A 22,948-nucleotide genomic window follows, 5' to 3' on the forward strand; every position below is an offset into this window, starting at 1 on the left:
CCGACTGTCACGGCCGCATTCAGGCAAAGGAACCCGTGGGATGTCACCCACGGGTCCTCCGCCGTTCATCCGACCGGCGATCCGGCCTCTGTTGTCAAGGGAGGAAGGCTACTCGCTCCGCAGCACCTCCGAGATCGACAGCCGCGCCGCGGACCTCGCCGGCACGAACGCGCCGAGCACCGCGATCCCCACGCCGGCGAGGAACAGCCAGGCCAGCAGCGGCGCCGAGTACACATCGGCCAGGCCGGCCGGTAGATCCATGCCCTGCGCCCGCTCCATCATCGGCACCACCACCCGGTAGAGCAGGTAGCCCAGCGGCATGCCGATGACGCCGCCGACCAGGCCCAACAGCCCCATCGAGGTCACGATCATCGCCACCACCTGGCGCGGGGTCATGCCGACCGACTTCAGCATGCCCAGGTCCCGGCGCCGCTCCCGGGTGTTGAGGAGCACGGTGTTGAACACTCCCAGCGCCGCGACCAGGCTGAGCACCACGGTGATGATGGTGGAGAAGATCCGCAGCTCGGCGTTCGGGTCGCCGTAGTCGCGCACCGTCACCGACCAGGCCGGATCGAGGGCGTGCAGCTTCGCGGCCAGCGCCTGGCGGTCGGCGCCGTCGGCGGCGTGCACCTCGAACGCGTCGGGCCGGCGGCCCGGCGACAGCTGCTGGAGCGTGCTCCAGTCCGCGTACATGCTGGAGTCGCCGCCGGTGACCACCTCGCCGACGATGGCGGCCGTCGCGCTGCGACCGTTCAGCTGGAGGGTCAGCGTCTGGCCGACCGCCAGGTGGTGCCGGTTCAGGAAGCGGGCCGGGGCCACGATCTGGTTCGGCCCGTTCAGCCAGTGCCCCTTCACCATGGCCCAGCCCATCCGGCCGGAATCGCCGTCGTAATAAAGGGTGTTGACCGCGGTGGTCATCCCGGCCGCCTGGACCAGGTCCATGCTGCGGCCGGCCACCGCGGCCACGCCCGGCGTGGCGCGCATGGCCTGCCCGAACGCCGCCGAGTCCGCGGCGGTTCCGGTCTGCGGGTCGTGCCCGACGTCGAACGTCACCGCGCCGATGCGGTCGGAGGCCGCGGTCACGCCGGTCATGGCGCGGGCCAGGCCGTTGGCGAAGACCACGGTGGTCACGCCGAGCAGCACCGCCGCGAGGGTCAGGAAGCTGCGGGCCGGACGGGCGAACGGCAGGCCCAGGCCCATGCTCACCGGGCGCGGCAGCCGCGTACCGGCCAGCTTCCGCTGGATCCGCAGGCCACGGCCGCGCCTGGGCGCCGAACCCGCGGAGATCGCCGCGTTGGCCGACAGCCCCGCCGCGCGCCGGGCCGGGATCCAGGCCGCCACGCCGACCAGCAGCGGCACCCCGAGCAGGCAGGCGAGATTCGCCGACAGGGTGATGCTCTGCTGTCCGCCGAGGGAGGCGAAGGCCTTGGCCAGCAACGGTTGCCCGACCAGGTTGCCCAGCGGAATCCCGATCACGGTGCCGGCCACGGCCGGGACCGCCATGGTCGCCACGAACACGTTCACCACCTGGCGCGGGGTGAAGCCGATGGTCTTGTAGACCCCGATGTCCCGGTAGCCGGCCACCACGGCGCCGCTGACCACGTTCAGCACGATCAGCACGGCCACCGACAGCGCCAGCGCGCCGAACGCCACCAGCATCGGCAGCAGCGCTTCCAGCTTGGCCAGCATCGAGGCGCGGGTGGTGCGCCAGGACTGGAACCCGGTGAGGGCGCCGGCCGGCAGGTCCGCGGTGGCCCGCGCCAGGTCGGCCTTCACCTGGTCGTCGGTGTCGGCCTGCTGGAAGCGGTAGAGCATCTGCCAGTGGTCGGGGTGCAGCGCCGCGATCTGGCTCGGCGCGACCCACGCGTCGGCGGAGTGGGAGACCGAGTAGGCGTAGCCGACGATGGTGAAGGTCGGCAGTCCGGGGCCGGTGACGGTCCGGACGCTGTTCGCACCTCGGTCGGGGACCGGGGCCGGGCCTTGGCCGGAGCTCTGGTTCGAGCTTTGGTTCGCGCTCTGGTTCGCGCTCTGGTTCGCGCCCTGGTTCGAGCTCTGGTTCGAGCTCTGGTCCGGGCTCTGCCCCGATTCCAGCGGCGGCAGCTGCTCGCCGGGCGGCAGGTCGATCACGATCTCGCCCGGCGCCTGGGCCCACCGGCCGTGCCAGAGGTTCACCCGGTCCACGTCGCCGGCCTTCGGGTCCGGACGGCCGACCACGGTCATGGCCAGCCCGCGGTCGTCGCCCGGCCCCAGCACCAGCGAGGCCGACGCGGCCTGGAACGGCCCGGCGGAAGCGGTGACCCCGGCGGCGTGCCCGGAGGCCGCCAGCCGGGCCTCGGAAGCCTTCGCGACGTCGAACGAGGCCACGGCGTGCGCTCCGTGCTCCCGCCCGAAGGCCTGCTCGAACGGCCCGGTCGAGGCCTGGAGCAGGCCGACGCCGAGCACCGCGCTCAGCGCGGACACGCAGACCACCAGGCCGATGACCACGGTCTGCACCTTGCGGCGCTTCACGATGGCGCGGGACGCGCGCCACACCGGTCCCTTGGCGAACCGGAGGGACCCGGACATCCGGAACGGCTTCATGGCGTTCACGCGGCCCTTTCCAGCGCGCGCTCGGCCACGATCCGGCCGTCGGCGACCTCGACCAGGCGGCTGGCGCAGCGGGTGGCCAGGCGCGGGTCGTGGGTCACCATCAGCAGGGTCTGCCCGAGCTGGTTGAGGTCGATCAGCAGGTCCATCACCTGCTCGCCGGAGCGGCTGTCCAGCGCCCCGGTCGGTTCGTCGGCCAGCAGCAGCGCCGGCCGGTTCATCAGGGCCCGGGCCACCGCGACCCGCTGGCGCTCGCCGCCGGACAGCCGCTGGGGGTAGGCGTCGGCGCGGTCGGCGACGCCGAGTTCGCCCAGCAGCTCCAGCGCGCGCCGCCGGGCCTGGCCGGCCGGGGTGCCGGTGAGCTGCGCGGCCAGCGCGACGTTGTCCACCGCCGGCAGGTCGTCGATGAGGTTGAAGAACTGGAAGATCATCCCGATCCGGCGGCGGCGGAACAGCGCCAGCCCGGTCTCGGAGAGCCGGCCCAGGTCCTCGCCGTGCACCTCGACCCGCCCCGAGCTCGGCCGGTCCAGCCCGGCGACCAGGTTCAGCAGCGTCGACTTGCCGCAGCCGGACGGGCCCATCACGGCGACGGCCTCGCCGGGCGCGATGTGCAGGGTGACGCCGTCGAGGGCGGCGGTGTCGCCGAAGTCTTTGCGGACGGCGTCGAGGCGGACGACGGGCTCGGTGGAGGTCATGTGATCAACGTAAGGTGAGGATCCACGGCCGCTCATCGGTCCGTGGTGGTAATCGTCGAGGCCTCTCATCCTGGGGATGTAGTCATGCTTTGGCTGTTGGTGGGGGCGCTGGCCGCGGCCTGCGGCACGGCGGCATGGGCGACGGTGGAGCTGCGGCGCGAGCGGCGGCGCCATGCCCGCTCCCTGGAGGAGCGCGGCTGGCTGCTGGAGAAGGAGCGGGAGGCCGTGGCGCAGACCGCCGTGGACGCCGAGCGCGCGCGGATCGCGCGCGAGCTGCACGACATCGTCAGCCACAATGTCAGCATGATGCTGATCCAGGCGGGAGCCGCGCGCCAGGTCCTGGCCGCGGGAGCGGCGGCCTCGGGCGGCCCGGGGGACGCCGGCGAGGCCGGCGGCGCCGGGAGCATCGGCGGTCCGGCGGGGGCGGACGAGGCCGAGACCGCGCTGCTCGCCGTCGAAGGCGCGGGGCGCGCGACGATGACCGAGCTGCGCCACCTGCTGGGAGTGCTGGCCCCGGCCCCCGACGGCCGCGACGAGGAGGGTTCCGGCCTGACGCCGCAGCCGACGATGGCGCGGCTGTCGGCGCTGGTCGACAAGATCGCCTTCGCCGGCCTGCCGGTGGAGGTGCGCATCTCCGGCGAGCCGCGGCCGCTGCCCGGCGGGATCGACGCGACGGCGTACCGGATCGTGCAGGAGGCGCTGACCAACGCGTTGAAGCACGGCGGCGCGAGCGCCGAGCTGACCGTGCGCTACGACGAGCGCTACTTGCGGATCGAGGTGCTGACCGCGGGCACCGGCACGTTGCAGGCGCTCGGGGCCGCGGAGTCCGGCGGGTCGAGGCACTCCGGCGGATCGAGGGACTCCGGCGGGTCCGGACTCGGCACCGGCCGCGGCCTCCTGGGGCTGCGGGAGCGGGCCGCGGTCTACGGCGGCGACCTGGACGCCCGCCGCCGGCTCGGAGGCGGGTTCCGGGTCCGCGCGAAGATTCCGCTGGACGCGCCCGCCCGTCGCACACCGCCGCCCGCCGAGGAGACGCTGCGCGTCACTGGTGCCCGATGAATCCCCGTGTCCTGATAGCCGACGACCAGGCCCTGGTCCGCACCGGCTTCCGCATGATCCTGACCGCGAACGGCCTCGAGGTGGTCGGTGAGGCGGCCGACGGCCTGGAAGCCGTCGAGGCGGCCGCCCGGCTGCGGCCCGACGTGGTGCTGATGGACATCCGCATGCCGAACCTGGACGGGCTGGAGGCGGCCCGCCGGATCCTGGCCGCCGGCCCGGACTGCCGGATCCTGATGCTGACCACGTTCGACCTCGACGAGTACGTCTACGACGCGCTGGCCGCCGGGGCGTCGGGCTTCCTGCTGAAGGACGTGACGCCGGAGCACCTGGTGGCGAGCGTCCGCCTGGTCGACACCGGCGACGCGCTGCTGGCGCCGTCGATCACCCGGCGGCTGGTCGAGAAGTTCGCCGCGCCGGCCGAGGCCGGTACCGGAGCCGGAGCTGGAACGGGAACCGGGGCCGGACCGCGGACCCCGGCGGTCCACCGCGACCTGGCGGCGCTGACCCCCCGGGAGCGGGAGATCCTGACCCTGATGGGACGCGGCCGGTCCAATGCCGAACTGGCCGGGGAGCTGGTGCTGTCCGAGGCGACGGTGAAGACCCACGTCGCGCACATCTTCACCAAGCTGTCGCTGCGGGACCGGGCCCAGGCCGTGGTGGTCGCCTACGAGACCGGGCTCGTGGCGCCCGGGGACGGGGACTGAGTACCGCCCCCGGGCTTTCTGTCATGTGCGTCACGCCGGTGGTCCGCGGCCTCACCCGGCCTCGAAGCCGGCTGGAGGGCCCTCCGGGTTCTCCCCCTCCGGCGGCCACCAGCGGGCCCGGGCCATGTCGACGCGGTCGCCGGCCGGCCGCAGCGGGGTTCCCTCCTCGCGGTAGTTCGCCAGCGCCTCCCGCTCGTGGCGGGGCAGGAAGGCGCCGTCGCTGCGCACCACCCGCCACCAGGCGACCTCGCCGCCGTAGCGGGCCATGGCGGTGCCGACCTGACGGGGGCCGCCGGCCCCGAGGTACTCGGCGATGTCGCCGTAGGCCATCACCCGCCCCGGCGGAATCCGGTCGACGACGTCGAACACCCGCTCCACGTACGGAGGCAGTTCGGGTGGTTTGACCACTTCCATCACTCCCGTCGATGTAATCCCGCGCGCTCGCGGCGACCCCGTCGTGGGACGATCAACCACAGTCGCCGCATGCACCGGGCGCCAGGGACTATCGTCCTTGTGTCCGGCAGGGCGCAACACATGAACACAAGACCAGAAGACAGGTGGACAGTGGCAGGGGAGCCCGGCACCGCCTCACCGGCCCGACCGGGCCCGGTCGGGGCCGTCACGCCGGCCGTCGGCCTGCCCGCGCCCGGGTCTTCCGAACCGGCGGCCGGGTCCGGAGCCGGCCCCGAGGCGTCGGGCCGGGAGACGGCGAACCTGGAAGCGGCCGGTCCGGAGCCGACCCGCCCGCGACGGTCCAGGCCGGGCCGGTCCCGGCTCTCCGAGCTGCCGGGACCCCCGGGGCCGCCAGGCCCGCCCGGGACGCCCGGACCGCCGGGCAACCCCGGCTCCCCCAGCTCCCCCGGGGCCTCGGTCCCGCCGCCCGGCCGCACCCCGGTCATCGACGAGCCGCCCGAGCCGCGGCGCATACGCCGACCGGCCGACCTGCTGCGGGCCGTGGCCAGCTTCGTGTTCATGCTGCTGTTCCTCGGTATCGGGATGGTCGCCGGCGGCACCACCCGAGGCGCCGAGTCGGACATCTCCAAACTGTCCGCCGACCAGAAGCTGCCCCTGGGGCTGGTACTGGGGGTGACGTCGGTTCTGCTGGCGGTGGTTCCCATCGTGCTGGCGATCGACCGGCTTTTCCGGCGCGACACGCGGCGCGTGGTGGACTCGGTGCTGGCCGCCGCGATGGCCTACCTGGCCGCGGTCGGCCTGAACGCGCTGGTGTCCTCGCCGCACGCCCCCAGCGCGATCAGGGAGGCGCTGACCCTCCCGACCAACGCCGCGGGCAACACCGCGGCGTTCCACATCTACCTCACGACGGTCGTCGCCTATCTGACGATCATCGGCTTCGGGAACCGGCACAACTTCCAGACCGCGACCTGGATCGCGCTGGTCGCCTACGGCGTCGTCACCCTGATCCAGGGCGACGCCACGCTGATCAGCCTGGCCGAGACGGTGCTGCTGGGCCGCCTGGTCGCCTCCGGCTGGCGCTGGGCCCGCGGCGTGATCAACGACCGGCCCACCGGCGAGGCCGTCTGCGCCGCCCTGACCTCGGCCGGGCTGGGCCCGCTGTCCTGCCGCCGGGTGCCGGACGTCGAGGAGGTGCGGCGCTACCGGGTGGCCACCCGCGAGCACGGCGACCTCGACGTGATCGTGCTGGACCGCGACCAGCAGGCGGCCGGCCTGGTCTACCGCCTCTACCGCCGGCTGCGCCTGCGCGGCCCGGCCCAGCGCCGCAACCTGCTCTCGCTGCGCCGGATGCTGGAGCAGGAGGCGCTGATGTCGTACTCGGTGACCGCCGCCGAGATCCGCACCCCGCGCCTGCTGGCCGTGCGCGACCTGGGCCCGGACACCGGGATGCTGGCCTACGAGCTGATCCCGGCCCGCACCCTGGACCAGCTGGACCCGGCCGAGCTGACCGACGGCCTGCTCGACGACATGTGGGAGATGCTGGCCGAACTGCACGAGCACCAGCTGGCGCACCGCCGGCTGTCGGCGAACGCCTTCCTGGTCGACGGCGGCGGCCGGCCGTGGCTGACCGACCTGCGCCTCGGCGAGGTGGCGGCCGGCACCCTGTCCCGCCGCCTGGACACCGCCGAGATGCTCACCGTGATGAGCCTGCACTTCGGCTACGAACGCTCGGTGGCCGCGGCGGTGGACCGGCTCGGCGAGGACGACGTCGCGGCCGCGCTGCCGATGCTGCAGCCGGTGATCCTGACCCGCAACACCCGCACCGCGCTGAAGAAGTCCAAGGGCCTGCTGCGCAACATCCAGGAGGCGGTGCAGGCCCTGCACCCCTCGGTGGAGCCGGAGCCGGTGAAGCTGGAGAGGTTCAGCCCCCGGACCTTGTTCTCGGTGGTCGGCCTGTCCTTCGCCGCCTACGCCCTGATCGCGACCAACCGCTCCTGGTCCAGCCTGACCGCGGTGAACTGGTGGTGGACCGGCGCCGCGGCCCTGGCCTCGGTCGGCACCTACGCGGCGGCGGCGATGGCCCTCGACGGCTTCGTCCCCGAGCAGCTGCGCTGGGGCCGCACGATCCTGTCCCAGGTCGCGGCCTCCTTCGTGACCCTGGTCGCCCCGGCCGCGGTGGGCGGCGTCGCGGTGAACACCCGCTACCTGCAACGCACCGGCCTGCCGACCCGCGCGGCGGTGACCGCCGTCGGCGCCCAGCAGGTCGTGGGCCTAGTCCAGCACCTGCTGCTGATCCTGGTCTTCGGCGTGATCGCCGGCAGCTCCGGCGACAACAGCGGCGGCGGCTCCCACGCCTCCAGCGCCACCCTGATCGCCATCATCCTGGCCCTGGCCCTGCTGGTGCTGCTCATCGGCACCATCCCCCAGCTCCGCCACTTCGCGGTCAACCGCCTGCGCCCCCTGGTGGCCGGCGCCCTCCCCCGCCTGATCGAGGTCGCCCAGAACCCCCTGAAGCTGGCCGCCGGCCTCGGCGGCACGGTACTGCTCTCCCTGCTCTACATCTTCGCCCTGTGGGCCTCCATCCAGGCCGCCGCCACCGACGACCACGCCGCCAAGATCAACTTCGCCACGGTGGCCGTCATCTTCCTGACCGCCCAGGCCGCCGGCTCCGTCGTCCCGACCCCGGGCGGCGTCGGCGGCGTGGAGGCGGCCCTGACGCTGTCCCTGACCACCTTCGGCCGCCTCGACACCGGCCTGGCGACGACGGCAGTGCTGCTGTTCCGCCTGATGACGTTCTGGCTGCCGGTGCTGCCGGGCTGGCTGGCGTACAACTACATGACGCGGCGCGGGGAGCTGTAGAGAACCGGAGTCGTGAAAAGCCGATCGGCCGCCGCCCCGGTCCGGGGCGGCGGCCGATTCCGCTCACATCGATGAACGCGCTGCGGCGAAGCTCAGTAGCTGGGCTTCTCCGGCTCGATCTGGTTCACCCACGCCAGCACGCCGCCGCCGACGTGCACCGCGTCCTTGTACCCCGCCGCGTGCACGACGGCCAGGGCCTCGGCCGAGCGGACGCCGCTCTTGCAGTGCAGGACGATGCGCTTGGTCGGGTCCAGCTTCTCCAGGGCGCCGCCCATCAGGAACTCGCCCTTGGGGATCAGCGTCGCGCCCGGGATGTTGACGATCTCGTACTCGTTCGGCTCGCGGACGTCGATCAGCTGGATCTTCTCGTCGGTGTCCAGCCACTCCTTCAGCTGGGTGACGGTGATCGTGGAGTCCTTCGCCGCGTCCGCCGCCTCCTCGGAGATGGCGCCGCAGAAGGCCTCGTAGTCGATCAGCTCGGTGACGGTCGGGTGCTCGCCGCAGACCGCGCAGTCGGGGTCCTTGCGGACCTTCACCGTGCGGTAGGTCATCTCCAGGGCGTCGTAGATCATCAGCCGGCCGACCAGCGGCTCGCCGATGCCGGCCAGCAGCTTGATGGCCTCGGTGACCTGGATCGAGCCGATGGAGGCGCACAGCACGCCCAGCACGCCGCCCTCGGCGCAGCTCGGGACCATGCCCGGCGGCGGGGGCTCGGGGTACAGGCAGCGGTAGCACGGTCCGTACTCGGACCAGAAGACCGACGCCTGGCCGTCGAAGCGGTAGATCGAGCCCCAGACGTACGGCTTGTTCAGCAGCACACAGGCGTCGTTGACCAGGTACCGGGTGGCGAAGTTGTCCGTGCCGTCGACGATCAGGTCGTACTGCGCGAACAGCTCCATCACGTTGGTCGAGTCCAGCCGCTCCTCGTGCAGGTTCACCTGCACCAGCGGGTTGATCTCCTTGACCGAGTCGCGCGCCGACTCGGCCTTGGACCGGCCGATGTCGCTCTGCCCGTGGATGATCTGGCGCTGCAGGTTCGACTCGTCGACCACGTCGAACTCGACGATGCCCAGCGTGCCCACGCCGGCCGCGGCCAGGTACAGCAGGGCCGGCGAGCCCAGGCCGCCGGCGCCCACGCACAGCACCTTGGCGTTCTTCAGGCGCTTCTGGCCGGCCATGCCGACGTCGGGGATGATCAGGTGGCGCGAGTAGCGGCGCACCTCTTCCACGCTCAGGTCCGCGGCCGGCTCGACCAGCGGGGGTAGGTTGCTCACAACGTCTCCCGGAGATGTCTTCGAAGCGCCTGGGGGTAATCCGCGGCATTCAACGACAACCGTCGCACGGCCGCTTCGATTCCCGGACGCGGGGTCCATTCTCCGAGACCCGCGACCGACCAGTTCGGATCAAGCTACCCGCGCGTAGACTGCTGACCATGACCACGACCGACGCCGCCTACGCAGAGGCCGCCACGTCCCGGCAGCGGTCCGCAAGGCTGCCTCGGAGTGCCCGCCGCAACCAGCTCCTCGGTGCCGCCGAGGAGGTGTTCGTCGCCCAGGGCTACCACGCCGCCGCCATGGACGACATCGCCGAGCGCGCCGGGGTCAGCAAGCCGGTGCTGTACCAGCACTTCCCGGGCAAACTGGAGCTCTACCTGGCCCTGCTGGACAAGCACTGCGACCAGCTGGTCACCCAGGTGCGCACGGCACTGGCCTCCACCACGGACAACAAGCTGCGGGTGGCCGCCACCATCGGCGCCTACTTCGACTACGTCGAGCACGAGAGCGGCGCCTTCCGCCTGGTCTTCGAGTCCGACCTGAACAACGAGGCGGCGGTGCGCGAGCGCACCCACCGCGTCACCCAGGAGTGCGCCGAGGCGATCCGCGACGTCATCGCCACCGACACCGGGCTGTCCGACGACGAGGCGATGCTGCTGGCCGTCGGCCTGACCGGGGTGGCGCACGTCACCGCCCGGTACTGGCTGTCCACCGAGGGCGGCCGCATCCCGCGCGACGCCGCGGCGCGCATCGTGTCGCAGCTGGCGTGGCGCGGCATCGGGAACTTCCCGCGCAAGGATTCTGTCTAGATAGCTGGCAGGCTAGTGGCACCAGTCATCTGGCACACACCGCTTCGAGCACCTAAGGAAGAAGCCTTCGTGGAAATCAAGATCGGTATCCAGCACTCCGCGCGTGAGCTGAACCTGGAGTCCAACCTGACCGCCGCCGACGTCGAGGCGGCCATCGCCGCCGCGCTGAAGGACGGCGGCCTGCTGATCCTGGTCGACGACAAGGACCGCAAGGTCCTGGTGCCGGCCGAGAAGATCGCCTACATCGAGCTCGGCGAGCCCACCGGCCGCCGTGTCGGGTTCGGGGCGATCTGACCCGGTTCGGGAGTTGACGGTGGGGTAAAAGGGACGCATGTCCTTTTTCTCACTGCTGTGGCTGGCGGCCCTGGGGCTGGGCATCGGCGCCCTGGGCCGCGCCGTCGTCAAGGACGGCACCCCGATGGCGACCTGGATGACCGCGGTGGTGGGCGTGGTCGGCGCGGTCGGCGGCGGCTCGGTCATCCACGCGATCCTCGGCGACGGCCACATGTTCGTCGCCACCCTGCTCGGCGTCGCCATGGCCGCGCTGCTGGTTATGGCAATCACCGGCTGGCAGCGGACCCGCGGCGAGTCCTGAACGGGCCGGGCCGCGCATCCCGCGCACCATGCGCCCCGAGCGGCACACCGTCCGCCCCGAGCGCCCGCACACTTGCCGGGAGGCCCGGCGCACCGGAGCCGGGAACCGATCGGAACCTCAAGCGCTCAAACCGAGCGACGCCATGCGCGCGCCGTGCCCCTCGGCCAGGCGCGTCAGCATCTCCCCCACCCGCGCCAGGTCGTCGTTCGCCGGCGCGTCCGGCGCCACCAGCAGCCCGGCCAGCAGCGCCGCCAGCGCCGGCCGCCGGGTCGCGATCTGCTGGGCCTGGGTCAGCGCCTCGCCCATGATCCGCCGGCCCCACAGCGCCAGCCGCCCGGCGACCTTCGGATCGGCGGCGATCGCGGCCCGCACGTGCTCCACGACGAACGCGCCGTGCCCCATGTCCTCCAGCACCGACTCCACGACCGCGCGCGAGTCGGCGTCCAGGAACCGCGCCGCCTCCCGGTAGAAGTCGGCCGTCAGCGTGTCCCCGATATAGGCCTTGACCAGCGATTCCAGCCAGTCGGCGGGCCGCGTGTGCTCGTGGAAGTCGTCGACGGCCCCGACGAACGGCGCCATCGCCGCGGTCGACTCCGCGCCGACCTCCTCCAGCCGGGTGCGGACCTTCCGGAAGTGGTCGAATTCCGCCGCCGCCATCCCCGCGACCTGCGCCTTCCCGGCCAGGGTGGGGGCCAGCCCGGAGTCGGAGGCCAGCCGCTCGAACGCGGTGAGCTCCCCGTAGGCCACCAACCCCAGCAGATCCGTGACGGCAGTCCGGTAGGACTCGGTGGTCGCCGAAGAAGTCATGAGGGCAGTTTATTCAGGTGTTTTCCGTCAGGTACACTGACTGTGACTAGCAGGATGCCCGGTCGGTGGCCCGATCGGCTCCGACCAACTGCGGCAACTCCGGACTCATTCCGAGTCCCCCAAAAGCCGCGAGGTTCGCTCGCTCCTCCAGAAGTCTCATCGCTGGGGTCGACGCGAGTACGTACGCAAACAGCACCAATAGCACCGTGCTGCCCCCCTCGCGCAGTGCCGCTCGACAGAAGAGGCATACATCATCAGCGCTGTCACCACCGACACCGACGAGCGTCCCGGCACGACCGGCACGCAGACCCCCGAACCCGTCCGCCAGACCTTCCGCGACCTGGGCGTGGACGAGCGGATCGCCGAGGCCCTGGCGGCCGGCGGGATCGTGACCCCGTTCCCGATCCAGGCCGCCACCATCCCGGTCGCGCTCACCGGCGCCGACGTCATCGGCCAGGCCAAGACCGGCACCGGCAAGACCCTGGCCTTCGGCATCCCGGTGCTGCAGCGGATGGTCCGCGAACTCGCGGCCGCCACCGCGCGCGCCGAGGAGTCCGCGATCTCCGACGGCACGGCGACCGCCGCGGCCGCCGCCCCGTCCGGCACCGTCACCGCCTCCGTGGACACCGCCGGCACCACCGACGCCACTGACGCCACCGACGCCGACGAGGCCGCCGAGGCCGCCGAGGCCGCCGCCGCGCCCGCCGCCGGCCCCTCCGGCCGCGGTCGCCGCACCCGCGGCCGGGGCGGCCGCAAGCTGGCCGCCGCCGCGGCCCCCACCGGCGCCCCGGGCCGCCCGCTCGGCCTGGTGGTCGAGCCGACCCGCGAACTGGCCGTGCAGGTCACCGAGGACCTCTCGGCGGCCGGCAAGGTGATGGCCGCCCGTGTGCAGTCCGTCTACGGCGGCCGCGCCTACGAGCCGCAGATCGCCGCCCTGTCGGCCGGCGTCGATGTGGTCGTCGGCACCCCCGGCCGGCTGCTCGACCTGGCCAAGCAGGGGCACCTGGACCTGTCCGGCGTGCGCATGCTGGTCCTGGACGAGGCCGACGAGATGCTGGACCTGGGCTTCCTGCCCGACGTCGAGCGGATCGTGAAGCACGTCCCGAACGACCGCCAGACGCTGCTGTTCTCGGCCACGATGCCGGGCCAGGTCATCGCGCTGGCGCGGCAGTACATGACCAAGCCGACGCACATCCGGGCCTCCGACCCGCACGACTCCGGCACCACGGTTGCCAACATCACGCAGCGCGTCTACCGCGCGCACGCGCTGGACAAGACCGAGATGCTGGCCCGCATGCTCCAGGCCGAGGGCCGGGGCCTGACCATGGTGTTCTGCCGCACCAAGCGCACCGCGGCCAAGGTCGCCGAGGAGCTCGACGACCGCGGCTACGCCGCCGCGGCGGTGCACGGCGACCTCGGCCAGGGCGCCCGCGAGCAGGCGCTGCGCGCCTTCCGCAACGGCAAGGTCGACGTCCTGGTGGCCACCGACGTGGCGGCCCGGGGCATCGACGTGGAGGGTGTCACCCACGTGGTGAACTTCCAGTGCCCCGAGGACGACAAGACCTATCTGCACCGGATCGGCCGCACCGCGCGGGCCGGCGCCTCCGGCACCGCGGTGACCTTCGTCGACTGGGACGAGGTGCCGCGCTGGAACCTGATCAACAAGACGCTCGGTCTGGACTACCACGAGCCCCGCGAGACCTACTCGACCTCCGAGTGGTTCTTCGAGGAGCTCGGGATCCCGGCGGACTCCAAGGGCCGGCTGCTGAAGTCGCAGCAGACCCGGGCCGGGCTGGCCGCCGAAGAGGTCGAGGACCTCGGCGAGACCGGCCGCGGCGCGGGCACGCGGGCCCGTGCGTCGCAGCGGCCGGAGCGTCCGGAGCGGTCCGAGCGGTCCGAGCGCGCGGAGCGGCCGGCTCGTGCGAAGCGCGATCGGGTGCGGACGCGCGGCGGGCAGCGGCTCGGTGACGAGGCGCTGGGCGCGGAGGCGCTGGGCGACGAGGCACTCGGCGCGGAGGTGTTGGGCGGCTCGCGCAGCGAGGCGGGCGCCGGCGGCGCCGGGGCCGGTGAGGGCGCGGAGCGGCCGAAGCGGACGCGGAGTCGGACGCGCGGCGGCGCCGCGAGGGCCGAGGCGGCGTTCGTGAGCGCCGAAGGCGCGGTCGCTGAAGACGCAGTCGAAGCGGCGGACACCGCGGTGTCCGGGGCCGAGGCGGAGCCGCTGAAGCGGACCCGCGGCCGGTCGCGGAGCGGCGCCAGGGCCGAGACCGGCCTGACCGCTCTGACCGCCGAGACCACGATCGCCGACGACGCCGTGCAGGCGGGTGCGGTGACCGAGGTGGAGGCCGAGGACAAGCCCAAGCGCACGCGCAGCCGGGCAACCACGAACACCGAGGCCGTCGACCCGGCGGCGGACGCCGAGCAGCCGAAGCGGGCGCGGGGCCGGTCCAAGACCGTCACCGAGACCGTGCCGGAGACCGTGATCGCCGCGGTCGAGGCACCGGCGGAGAAGCCGAAGCGCGCGCGGACCCGCAAGTCCGCGGAAGCCGCCGAGGTGCCGACCGTCGACCTGGCGGAGAAGCCGAAGCGGAGCCGGCGCACCCTCGCCGACACCGCGGGCCTGACCTCCACCGGCGTCGCCGCCACCGGTAACTACAACTCCTGATCGCGCACGCCACCGGCCCGGAACCTGACCCAGGTTCCGGGCCGGTGGCGTGCTGGGGCTCCTCACCCCGACGACGTGGAGTGGGCAGCTCAAGCACCGCCCAGCCCGGGCCACTACCCTCGTGTTCATGAGCACCCCGCCCTTCGTCGACCTGCCGCCCCACACCAGTGCGGTACAGCTGCCGACCACCGGCGGTCCGCTCGCCGCGCTGCGTGCGGTGCCGCCGGCGGGCGTCGCGCAGCGGGGTGTCGCGGTGCTCGTGCCCGGATACACCGGGTCGAAGGAGGACTTCATCGCGGTGCTGGCACCGTTGGCGGAGGCCGGGTTCGAGGCGATCGCCGTCGACCAGCGGGGACAGAACGAGTCCGCCGGGCCCGACGACCCCGCCGCGTACACACTCGCGCGCTTGTCCGAAGACCTCGCCGAAGTCATCGACGGGCTCGACGCCGACGCAGTGCACGTGCTCGGCCATTCCTTCGGCGGCCTGGTGGCCCGGGAGTACGCGCTGGCCCTGCCCGAGCGCGTGCGAAGTCTGGCGATCTTCGACTCCGGACCGGCAGCGGTGCCAGGACGGTCGGCCGAGCAGGCGAAGCTGCTGGTGGCCGCGGCCGGGTTCCTGAGTACGGCGCAGATCTGGGTGGAGATACAAAAGCTGGCCGCCGCCGAGGGAGCACCACAGCATCCCGACCCCGCTGTGCGCGCGTTCTTACAGCGCCGCTTCGAAGCGAACGACCTCGGAATGCTGATCGGCATGGGCACCTCGATCCTCGAAGCCCCGGACCGCACCGACGAACTCGCCGCCGCCGGACTCCCGCTCCTGCTGGCGGCCGGAGTCGGCGACGACGCCTGGCCGGTCGCGCTCCAGAAGGAAATGGCGACGCGACTCGCCACAGAGCTGGTCCTCATCGAGAACGCCGCACACTCACCGGCTGCCGAGAACCCCGCCCTGACCGCCCAGATCCTCACAGACTTCTGGAACCAGAACAGCTAACCGGGCACGCATAACCCGCGCGCGCCAACGCTTCCGACCCATTCAGCCACCAAGCGTCGGCCCGCGAAAACCAACTCGCCAAAGCCCCCGGGATCCGTAGGCCCGCGCTCCCGAACCCACAGCGGCCGACTTCCGCTCACCCGCGAACCCAGTTGGTCCAAGACCTCGGGATCGATGCTGCCGAAGTCCTGGACCCGGAACAGCCAACTGCTGCTCGCTCGCGAAACCAGTTCCTTCCAGACCTTAGGAATCCGTGCACCTCGGGATCCGCGCTCCCGAACCTTCGAACTCAGAACGGCTTGATACCGCTCGCCCGCGAAACCAGCTCCTCATAGACCTCCGGATCCGTGGTCTCGGCGCCGAGCGGAGTCGACTTCCGGGAGCCGTGCCAGTCCGAAGAACCCGTGGTGAGCAGGCCGAGTTCGGTCGCCAGCCCGCGGACCTGGTCGCGCTCCTTCGGTCCGTGGTCCGGGTGGTTCATCTCGATGCCGGTCAGGCCCGCTTCGGCGAAGGCGGCGATGTCGTCGTCGGTCACGATCGGGCCGCGGCGCCAGGCCAGCGGGTGGGCCATCACCGTCACTCCGCCGGCGGCGCGGACCAGGTCGATCGCGCGGAAGGGGTCCATGTCGTTCTTGTCCACGCGGGCGCGGCCGTTCTCGCCGAGCCAGTCGGGGCCGAAGGCGTCGTCGACGGAGGCCACCACGCCGACCTCGACCAGGGCCGAGGCCACGTGCGGGCGGCCCACGACGCCGTCGCCGGCGATCTCCTGGACCCGCTCCCAGGTGATCGGCGCGCCGAGTTCGCGGGCTTTGGCCACCATGGCCTCGGCGCGGTGGGTACGGGAGTCGCGGATGTCGCCGAGAGCGGCGTCCAGGGCGGCGTCCTCGGGGTCGAAGAGGTAGCCGAGCAGGTGCAGGCCGATGTCGCGGATCTTGCAGCTGATCTCCACGCCGGGCACCACGTGCCGGATCGAGGACCAGACCCCGGCCTCCCGGCCGTAGGTCAGCGCCCGATGGGCCTCCGCCCAGCCGCCGACACCGTCGTGGTCCGTGATGGCCACCACCGTCAGGCCCGCGGCCTCGGCCATCGGGACCAGTTCGGCCGGGTCGTAGGTCCCGTCGGAGGCAGTGGTGTGGGCGTGCAGATCGATACGCATACGCCCACGCTACAGAGCGCGCGACCGGTAGGTCGGTGGGCTTACCGGCCGGCGAACCCCGGCCCGCCTACCGCGTCACCGTTCCCCCGTCGACCACCATCGACTCCCCGTTCACGAACGACGCCGCCTCCGAGCACAGCCACACCGCCGCCGACGCGATCTGCTCCGGCTGCCCGAGGAAGGCCCCGCCGCCCGCCGCACCCCTGGCTGCCACACCCCCGGCTGCCGCACCCCCGGCCGCCACTCCCCCGGCGGCATCCCGGGACTGCTTGGCGACCTCCGGCCGTTCTGCGGCCGAGGCACGGATCATCGGCGTGTCGACCACACCAGGGCAGATCGCGTTGATCCGCAGCCCGGCGTTGCGGTACTCCTTCGCCGCGGTCTTGGTGAGCCCCAGCACCCCGTGCTTGGCGGAACAGTACGGGGACAGATACGGCACCGGCACCAGGCCGGCGGCCGAGGCGATGTTGACGACCGTCCCCGCTCCGTTCGGCAGCATCGCCCGGATCTCGTGCTTCAACGACAGGAAGGTGCCGGTCAGGTCGATCCCCAGGACCCGGTTCCATTCCGCCAGCTCCATGTCCGCGATCTTCGCGCCGCTGCCGGCCACGCCGGCGCAGTTCACGGCCGCGTCCAGGCGCCCGAACTCGGCGACCGCCAGCGCCACGGCGGCCTCGACCTCCGCCTCCACCGCGACATCCGCGCGGACGAACAGCGCCGTCCCGCCAGCCTTGCGCACCAGCTCCACCGTCTCCGGTCCGGAGTGGTCCCCGGTCTCGGCGACGTCCACCACCACGACCGCCGCCGCGCCCTCGGCGGCGAACAGCTCGGCGGTGGCACGGCCGATGCCGCTGCCGCCGCCGGTCACCAACGCGATCTTTCCCTGTGCCAGCATGCGCGCACCGTAGGGCAGGCGGCACCAGGCGTCCATGCCCATCGACACGGGTAATAGGCTGCCTTCCGTGGACCAGGACCTCCCGACCCGGGACGACACCGCCGCCGCCGACGTCTTCAACCAGCACCGCGGGCTGCTGACCTCGGTCGCCTACCGGGTGCTGGGCCGCTGGAGCGACGCCGAGGACGTGGTGCAGGACGCGTGGCTGCGCTGGAACGGCTCGGACTACGCCAAGATCGAGGACCCCAAGGCCTTCCTGGTCACGGTCACCACCCGGCTGGCCATCGACCAGCTGCGCAAGGTCCAGACCCGCAAGGAGTCCTACGTCGGGCCGTGGCTGCCGGAGCCGGTGCTGACCCGGGACGGCGCGGACAGCGCCCCGGACGCCGCCGACCGCGTGGTCCTGGACGACACCGTCTCGCTGGCGATGCTGCTGGTGATGGAGACCCTGTCGCCGCTGGAGCGCGCGGTGTTCGTGCTGCGCGAGGCCTTCGACTACAGCTTCGCCGAGATCGCCGCGATGCTGGACCGCAGCGAGCCCGCCGTGCGGCAGCTGCTGGTCCGGGCCCGGACGCACGTCCACGAGAAGCGCCCGCGCTACCCGATGGACGACGCGCAGCGGCAGAGCGTCGCCGACCGCTTCCTCAACGCCTGCGTCGGCGGCGACATCAGGCCCCTGCTGGAGCTGCTCTCGCCGGACATCACGCTGATCGCCGACGGCGGCGGCTTCGTCACCGCGGCCCGGCGGCCGGTGGAGGGCCGGGACCACGTCGCGCGGTTCCTGCTCGGCATTGTCGAGAAGTACTCCAAGTTCCTCGAAGAGGGCGCCGACCTGCGCATCGAGGTCGTCGTCGGCGGCGTCAACGGCGCGCCGGCGATCGTGGCGTTCGTCGACGGCAAGCTGCTCTACGTCTACACGCTCGACCTGGACGAGGACGGCCGGATCCGCACCGTCTTCGGCATGGCCAACCCCTCCAAGCTCGACGGAGTCCGCGCGCTGGAGGGGTGACAGGAGGGTCGACCTGGCGTGACCCAGGTCACACGGAGCCGTGTCACAGGACCCGGCACGGCTCCGTCCTTGTGGTCAGAAGACACGGGAAACCGTAGCTCACCTGACATAAGGAGCAGATCATGCGTATCCTCCTCGCCGGCGCCAGCGGCGTCTTCGGCAGCGTCCTCGCTCCGGCCCTGCTCGACGCCGGGCACGAGGTCGTCGGCATCACCCGCTCGCAGGGCGGCGTGCGCAGCATCGAGGCGATGGGCGCCACCGCCGTCGTGGCCGACGTGATGAGACGCGACCAGTTGCTCGCCGCGGTCCACGGCCAACACTTCGACGCCGTCATCAGCCAGCTGACAGCGCTGAAGAAGCCGCCGCTGCGCAACAAGGACATGCACACCACCAACGTCCTGCGCACCGTCGGCACCGAGAACCTGATGGCCGTGGCCAAGGCGGTCGGCGCGACGCGGTTCCTGACCCAGTCGATGATCTTCGGTTACGGCTACGGCGACCTGGGCCCGGTGCCGGTCACCGAGAACAGGGCGTTCGGACCGTCCCCGCGCAAGGGCTTCGCAGAGCACGGCGAGGCGATGCTGCGCAACGAGCAGATCGCCTTCTCCGAGCCCGGGATCGACGGGATCGCGCTGCGCTACGGCCTCTTCTACGGCGGCCCGGCGACCAACGCCTACGTGGACCTGCTCCAGGCGGGCAAGCTCCCGATCGTGAAGGCGGGCACGACGTCCTTCGTCCATCTCGCGGACGCCGCGAGCGCGACCGTCGCCGCGCTGGAGCGGGGCCGGGGCGGCGAGGCGTACAACATCGTCGACGACGTCCCGGTGCCGTTCTCGGCCATCGTGCTGGAGATCGCCGAGGACTACGGGACGAAGAAGCCCCGGACCCTGCCGGCCTGGACGACCAAGCCGATGCCCTACCTCCATGCCGCCGTGACCGGGCGCTACCTGATGGCCAACGACAAGGCGAAGCGGGAGCTCGGCTGGATGCCCGCGTTCCCGTCCATCCAGGAGGGCGTGCGCGCGGACGCCAAAGCCGCCGGGCTGTAGCAGCCGCGGAAAAGGGTTAAGCCCTCTGATCCGGTGAGGGAGTCGGATCAGAGGGCTGAGCGCGCGCCGGGCTGGAACCGAGGATCTACAAGGCGATCCCGGTCAGCACCAGCACCCGCTCATAGGTGTAGTCATCCATGGCGCTCTTGACGCCTTCGCGGCCGACGCCAGAACCCTTGACCCCACCGTACGGCATCTGGTCCGCCCGGAAGCTGGGAACGTCCCCGATGATGACGCCGCCGACCTCCAAATCCCGGTGCGCACGGAACGCGGTGGCCAGGTCGTGGGTGAAAACGCCGGCCTGCAGGCCGAACTGCGAGTCGTTGACCAGGCGGACGGCCTCGTCGAATCCGTCGAAGGCGCGCAGCACCAGCACCGGGCCGAACACCTCCTCGGTGATGACCTTGGCGTCCTCGGGAGCGCCGACCAGGACCGTCGGCTCGTAGCTGGCGCCGTCCCGCGAGCCGCCGGTGAGCAGCGTGGCCCCGGCCCCGACCGCCTCCTGGACCCAGGCCTCGACCCGCTCGGCGGCGGCGACGTTGATCATCGGGCCGACGTCGGTGCCGGGGTCGGAGGGGTCGCCGGTCCGCTGGGCCTCGACGGCGGCGACCACCTTCTCCAGCAGCCGGTCGTGGACCGCGTGGTCGGCGAACACCCGCTGCACCGAGATGCAGGACTGGCCGGCCTGGTAGTTGGCGAAGGTGGCGATGCGCTGCGCGGCCCAGTCCAGGTCCGCCTCGGAGGCGTAGTCGGCGGTGACGACGGCCGCGGCGTTGCCGCCGAGCTCCAGCGTGACGTGCTTGTGCGGCACGGCCTGCTCGATCATGGCCCCGACCGGTCCGCTGCCGGTGAAGCTGACCACCGGCAGCCGCGGGTCGGCGGTGAGCGCGGCCATCCGGTCGTTCGGCACCGGCAGCACCGCCCAGGAGCCGGCCGGCAGGTCGGTCTCGGCGAGCAGCTCGCCGAGCAGCAGCGCGGTCAGCGGGGTGGCCGGGGCCGGCTTGACGATGATCGGCGCGCCGACCGCGATGGCCGGCGCCACCTTGTGCGCGACCAGGTTGAGCGGGAAGTTGAACGGCGCGATGCCCAGCACCGGCCCGCGGGCGAAGCGCCGGACGATCGCGGTGCGGCCGGTGGCGTTGGCGTCGGTGTCCAGCCGCTGCACCTCGCCGCCGAACCGGCGGGCCTCCTCGGCGGCCCACCGGAACACCGAGACGGCCCGACCGACCTCGGCCTTGGCCCACTTCAGCGGCTTGCCGTTCTCGGCGGTGATGAGCGCCGCGATCTCGTCGGCGCGCTCGCCGATGCGGCGCGAGACGTGGTCCAGGGCGGCGGCGCGGACGTGCGCGGGCTGGTCGGCGGTCTCCTTGGCGGCCGCGGCGGCCAGCGCGACCGCCTGCTCGACCTGGTCCTCGGTGGGAATGGAGACTGTGGCGACGTGGGCGCCGTCGTAGGGCGAGTACACCTCGTAGCTGTCGGTGCCGGTGGCCTGCTTGGAGCCGATCCAGAACGGCGTTGCCTGCTCAGTCATGGACACAGGGTAGGTCGGGGCGATCGCCGGCGCGGTGTACGCGATGGCCAGTCGGACGTGGCGGGCAGGCCGTTCGGGCCAGCACGGCGCCCGGTCGGGGGTGATTCGGGAGCCGGTTGCGCGCCGGTCGGCCAGGTACCGGCGTCACGGCGGACGCGCCGGAGCCTCGATGGCGGCTTTGTGCCAGGTCAGTGGCGACTTCGTGCCAGCTCCGCGCGCTCTCGCCCGCACCGCCGGACCGGCAGATGGGAACTCGCGCCGCCGAACTCAGACCGCCGCGCCATCACCACCCCACCATCACCACCGCGCCAGCATCGGGGACTCCGTGCGCTTTTGCCCGCACTGCCGAACGATCACTGTCCTTCCCGCACCCGCAACGCCAGCCACAGCTCCATCCGCGCGTCCGCCGAGTCGGACGCGGTCAGGTCCTTGCCGAGCAGTTCCCCGGCGCGCGCGATCCGGGCCCGCACCGTGTGGCGGTGCACCCCCAGCTCGGCGGCGGCGGCGTCCCACTGGCCGTTGTGAGCGAGCCAGGCGCGCAGTGTCGGCAGCAGGGCCGAGCGGTCCCCGTCGGCCAGCGGGCGGAGCACCCCGGCGGCGAAGTCGCGGACCGCCAGGTCGCCGAACAGAGCGGTGAGGCCGGATCCGGCCTCGGCGAAGTAGACCGGTGAGCGGCCGGTCCGCCGCACCGTCGCCAGTGCCTCGCCCGCCTGCCGGTAGGCGCGTCCGAAGTCCGCATAGCCGACCGCGTCGGACACTCCGCCGGTGAAGCCTTCGAAGTCGGCCGAGGCGATCAGCACCCGCTCGGCCTCCTCTTCGAGCACGAACATCCGGTCCGGCGCCGCGTCCTCGCGCACCGAGTCGCGCGCGATCCGCACCGGTTCGGCCGGCAGCGGCACGCGCAGTTCGCCCGCCGCCTCCCGCGCCGCCTCGACGTGGCCGCCGAGCAGCAGGCGCACCACCGTGCGGCGCAGCGTCAGCTCGGCGACCGTCCCGTCCTTCGTCGGCTGCTCGACGCCGAGGGTCAGCAGGGTCAGCGCGACGGCCAGGATCTGGCGCCCGGTGATGTCCGGACCGGTGGTGCGGCCCAGCAGGCCGACGGCCAGGAAGCCCATCACGCGCTTGCCCGCGCCCAGGGCGTGCACCTCCACGTGCCCGGAGTCGGTGAGGATCGAGGAGCTGCTGGGGAGCGAGCGGCCGCGCAGGCGGGCCAGCTCCGGGGCGAGGTCCACACTGCGGGGGGTCGGACCGGCGCTGTGCAGCACCGTCCCGTCGGCGGCGGACAGCACCGCCCAGGCGTCCGGGCCCAGGCCGCGCACCAGGGACCGGACCAGGGACCGCTGCGGCTCGGCAGCCAGGGCCGACTTCACCAGCTCCTGCTGAGTGCGGTAGCCCTCGGTGATGGCGCGGTACTCCTCGGCCGCGAGCGACTTGGAGACCGACTTGGCGATCGCGATGAAGGGTGTGGCCTTGGGGACTTCGAGCACCGGCAGGCCGTGGTCCTCGGCGGCGGCGACGAAGCGTTCGGGCACGGTGGCGTTGTTCAGGCCGACGCCGAAGCCCAGTCCGGCCACTCCTGCGCGGACCAGGCCGGACAGAAATGCCTCCAGGTCGAAGCCCGGGTCGTCCAGGCGCAGGCCAGTGGTCAGCAGCAACTCGCCGCCCTCAAGGAACGGCGCCGGGTCGTTGAGCTCGGTGGTGTGCACCCAGCGGATCTCACGCGCGGTGTCGCCGGCCAGGCCCTCGGCGGTGAGCAACCGCAGGCCGAGGGGGCGGTCGGCGAGCAGGGAGGCGATCGTGGGGGGCACGGCCCAAGCCTACGTCGCACGGCCCCGCCGCCGTCCGGCCTGTTC

At 72.6% G+C, this 22,948-nt stretch carries 19 protein-coding genes; 10 read left to right on the plus strand and 9 right to left on the minus strand.

The annotated features are described in order from the left end of the window. Positions 1-108: 108 nt before the first annotated feature. Positions 109-2,580, minus strand: coding sequence for an ABC transporter permease (locus ABD481_RS17755; RefSeq protein ID WP_344666849.1), 2,472 nt, complete (start codon positions 2,578-2,580; stop codon positions 109-111). A 5-nt stretch (positions 2,581-2,585) separates the two neighbouring features. After that, on the minus strand, positions 2,586-3,281 hold the full coding sequence (locus ABD481_RS17760; RefSeq protein WP_344666782.1) for an ABC transporter ATP-binding protein: 696 nt from the start codon (positions 3,279-3,281) through the stop codon (positions 2,586-2,588). An 84-nt stretch (positions 3,282-3,365) separates the two neighbouring features. On the opposite strand from ABD481_RS17760, the gene ABD481_RS17765 reads away from it, so the two are divergent. Together ABD481_RS17765 and ABD481_RS17770 are read left to right on the plus strand one after the other, a co-directional pair. After that, entirely contained in the window at positions 3,366-4,340 is a 975-nt protein-coding gene (locus tag ABD481_RS17765; protein WP_344666783.1) for a sensor histidine kinase, read from the plus strand. Further along, positions 4,337-5,044 carry a response regulator gene (locus ABD481_RS17770; RefSeq protein WP_344666784.1) on the plus strand — a complete coding sequence of 236 codons (708 nt, stop codon included), beginning with the start codon at positions 4,337-4,339 and terminating at the stop codon, positions 5,042-5,044. The genes ABD481_RS17765 and ABD481_RS17770 overlap by 4 nt, the downstream gene beginning before the upstream one ends. Before the next feature lie 51 nt (positions 5,045-5,095). Here the strand turns inward: ABD481_RS17770 and ABD481_RS17775 are convergent, their stop codons facing one another. Beyond that, positions 5,096-5,458, minus strand: a complete 363-nt coding sequence (locus ABD481_RS17775) for an MGMT family protein (protein WP_344666785.1) — start codon at positions 5,456-5,458, stop codon at positions 5,096-5,098. A 150-nt stretch (positions 5,459-5,608) separates the two neighbouring features. Here ABD481_RS17775 and ABD481_RS17780 point away from each other — a divergent pair, with 150 nt between their 5' ends. After that, positions 5,609-8,317 (plus strand): lysylphosphatidylglycerol synthase domain-containing protein, encoded by a 2,709-nt coding sequence (locus ABD481_RS17780; protein ID WP_344666786.1) that lies wholly within the window; start codon positions 5,609-5,611, stop codon positions 8,315-8,317. A gap of 92 nt (positions 8,318-8,409) precedes the next feature. Here ABD481_RS17780 and moeZ read toward each other — a convergent pair whose 3' ends face one another. Next, positions 8,410-9,591, minus strand: a complete 1,182-nt coding sequence (moeZ, locus tag ABD481_RS17785) for an adenylyltransferase/sulfurtransferase MoeZ (RefSeq protein ID WP_344666787.1) — start codon at positions 9,589-9,591, stop codon at positions 8,410-8,412. 158 nt (positions 9,592-9,749) lie between these two features. Here moeZ and ABD481_RS17790 point away from each other — a divergent pair, with 158 nt between their 5' ends. The 3 genes from ABD481_RS17790 to ABD481_RS17800 all read left to right on the plus strand — a co-directional run bounded on the left by ABD481_RS17790 (position 9,750) and on the right by ABD481_RS17800 (position 10,995). Continuing rightward, positions 9,750-10,400 (plus strand): TetR/AcrR family transcriptional regulator, encoded by a 651-nt coding sequence (locus ABD481_RS17790; RefSeq protein WP_344666788.1) that lies wholly within the window; start codon positions 9,750-9,752, stop codon positions 10,398-10,400. Positions 10,401-10,469: 69 nt separating this feature from the next. Next, positions 10,470-10,694, plus strand: a complete 225-nt coding sequence (locus tag ABD481_RS17795) for a DUF3107 domain-containing protein (protein ID WP_344666789.1) — start codon at positions 10,470-10,472, stop codon at positions 10,692-10,694. Between the two features lie 37 nt (positions 10,695-10,731). Beyond that, positions 10,732-10,995, plus strand: coding sequence for a hypothetical protein (locus ABD481_RS17800; RefSeq protein WP_344666790.1), 264 nt, complete (start codon positions 10,732-10,734; stop codon positions 10,993-10,995). A gap of 117 nt (positions 10,996-11,112) precedes the next feature. Here ABD481_RS17800 and ABD481_RS17805 read toward each other — a convergent pair whose 3' ends face one another. Beyond that, on the minus strand, positions 11,113-11,802 hold the full coding sequence (locus ABD481_RS17805; protein WP_344666791.1) for a ferritin-like fold-containing protein: 690 nt from the start codon (positions 11,800-11,802) through the stop codon (positions 11,113-11,115). Between the two features lie 346 nt (positions 11,803-12,148). Here ABD481_RS17805 and ABD481_RS17810 point away from each other — a divergent pair, with 346 nt between their 5' ends. Continuing rightward, positions 12,149-14,464 carry a DEAD/DEAH box helicase gene (locus ABD481_RS17810; protein ID WP_344666792.1) on the plus strand — a complete coding sequence of 772 codons (2,316 nt, stop codon included), beginning with the start codon at positions 12,149-12,151 and terminating at the stop codon, positions 14,462-14,464. 127 nt (positions 14,465-14,591) lie between these two features. Continuing rightward, positions 14,592-15,455 carry an alpha/beta fold hydrolase gene (locus ABD481_RS17815; RefSeq protein ID WP_344666793.1) on the plus strand — a complete coding sequence of 288 codons (864 nt, stop codon included), beginning with the start codon at positions 14,592-14,594 and terminating at the stop codon, positions 15,453-15,455. Between the two features lie 289 nt (positions 15,456-15,744). On the opposite strand, the gene ABD481_RS17820 is transcribed toward ABD481_RS17815, so the two are convergent. Then, a complete protein-coding gene (locus ABD481_RS17820; protein ID WP_344666794.1) occupies positions 15,745-16,611 on the minus strand; it encodes a PHP domain-containing protein in 867 nt (288 codons plus the stop codon). A 67-nt stretch (positions 16,612-16,678) separates the two neighbouring features. Further along, positions 16,679-17,506, minus strand: a complete 828-nt coding sequence (locus ABD481_RS17825) for an SDR family oxidoreductase (protein ID WP_344666795.1) — start codon at positions 17,504-17,506, stop codon at positions 16,679-16,681. A gap of 67 nt (positions 17,507-17,573) precedes the next feature. On the opposite strand from ABD481_RS17825, the gene ABD481_RS17830 reads away from it, so the two are divergent. Continuing rightward, a complete protein-coding gene (locus ABD481_RS17830; protein ID WP_344666796.1) occupies positions 17,574-18,515 on the plus strand; it encodes an RNA polymerase sigma-70 factor in 942 nt (313 codons plus the stop codon). Positions 18,516-18,637: 122 nt separating this feature from the next. Then, a complete protein-coding gene (locus ABD481_RS17835) occupies positions 18,638-19,564 on the plus strand; it encodes an NAD-dependent epimerase/dehydratase family protein (RefSeq protein WP_344666797.1) in 927 nt (308 codons plus the stop codon). 85 nt (positions 19,565-19,649) lie between these two features. On the opposite strand, the gene ABD481_RS17840 is transcribed toward ABD481_RS17835, so the two are convergent. Then, the gene (locus ABD481_RS17840; protein WP_344666798.1) at positions 19,650-21,095 is read right to left on the minus strand and encodes an aldehyde dehydrogenase family protein; all 1,446 of its coding nucleotides are present in this window, start codon (positions 21,093-21,095) and stop codon (positions 19,650-19,652) included. Positions 21,096-21,448: 353 nt separating this feature from the next. Next, positions 21,449-22,903 carry a PucR family transcriptional regulator gene (locus ABD481_RS17845; RefSeq protein ID WP_344666799.1) on the minus strand — a complete coding sequence of 485 codons (1,455 nt, stop codon included), beginning with the start codon at positions 22,901-22,903 and terminating at the stop codon, positions 21,449-21,451. Positions 22,904-22,948 lie beyond the last annotated feature (45 nt).

The organism is Catenulispora yoronensis, assembly GCF_039531695.1.
GTDB classification, from domain to species: domain Bacteria; phylum Actinomycetota; class Actinomycetes; order Streptomycetales; family Catenulisporaceae; genus Catenulispora; species Catenulispora yoronensis.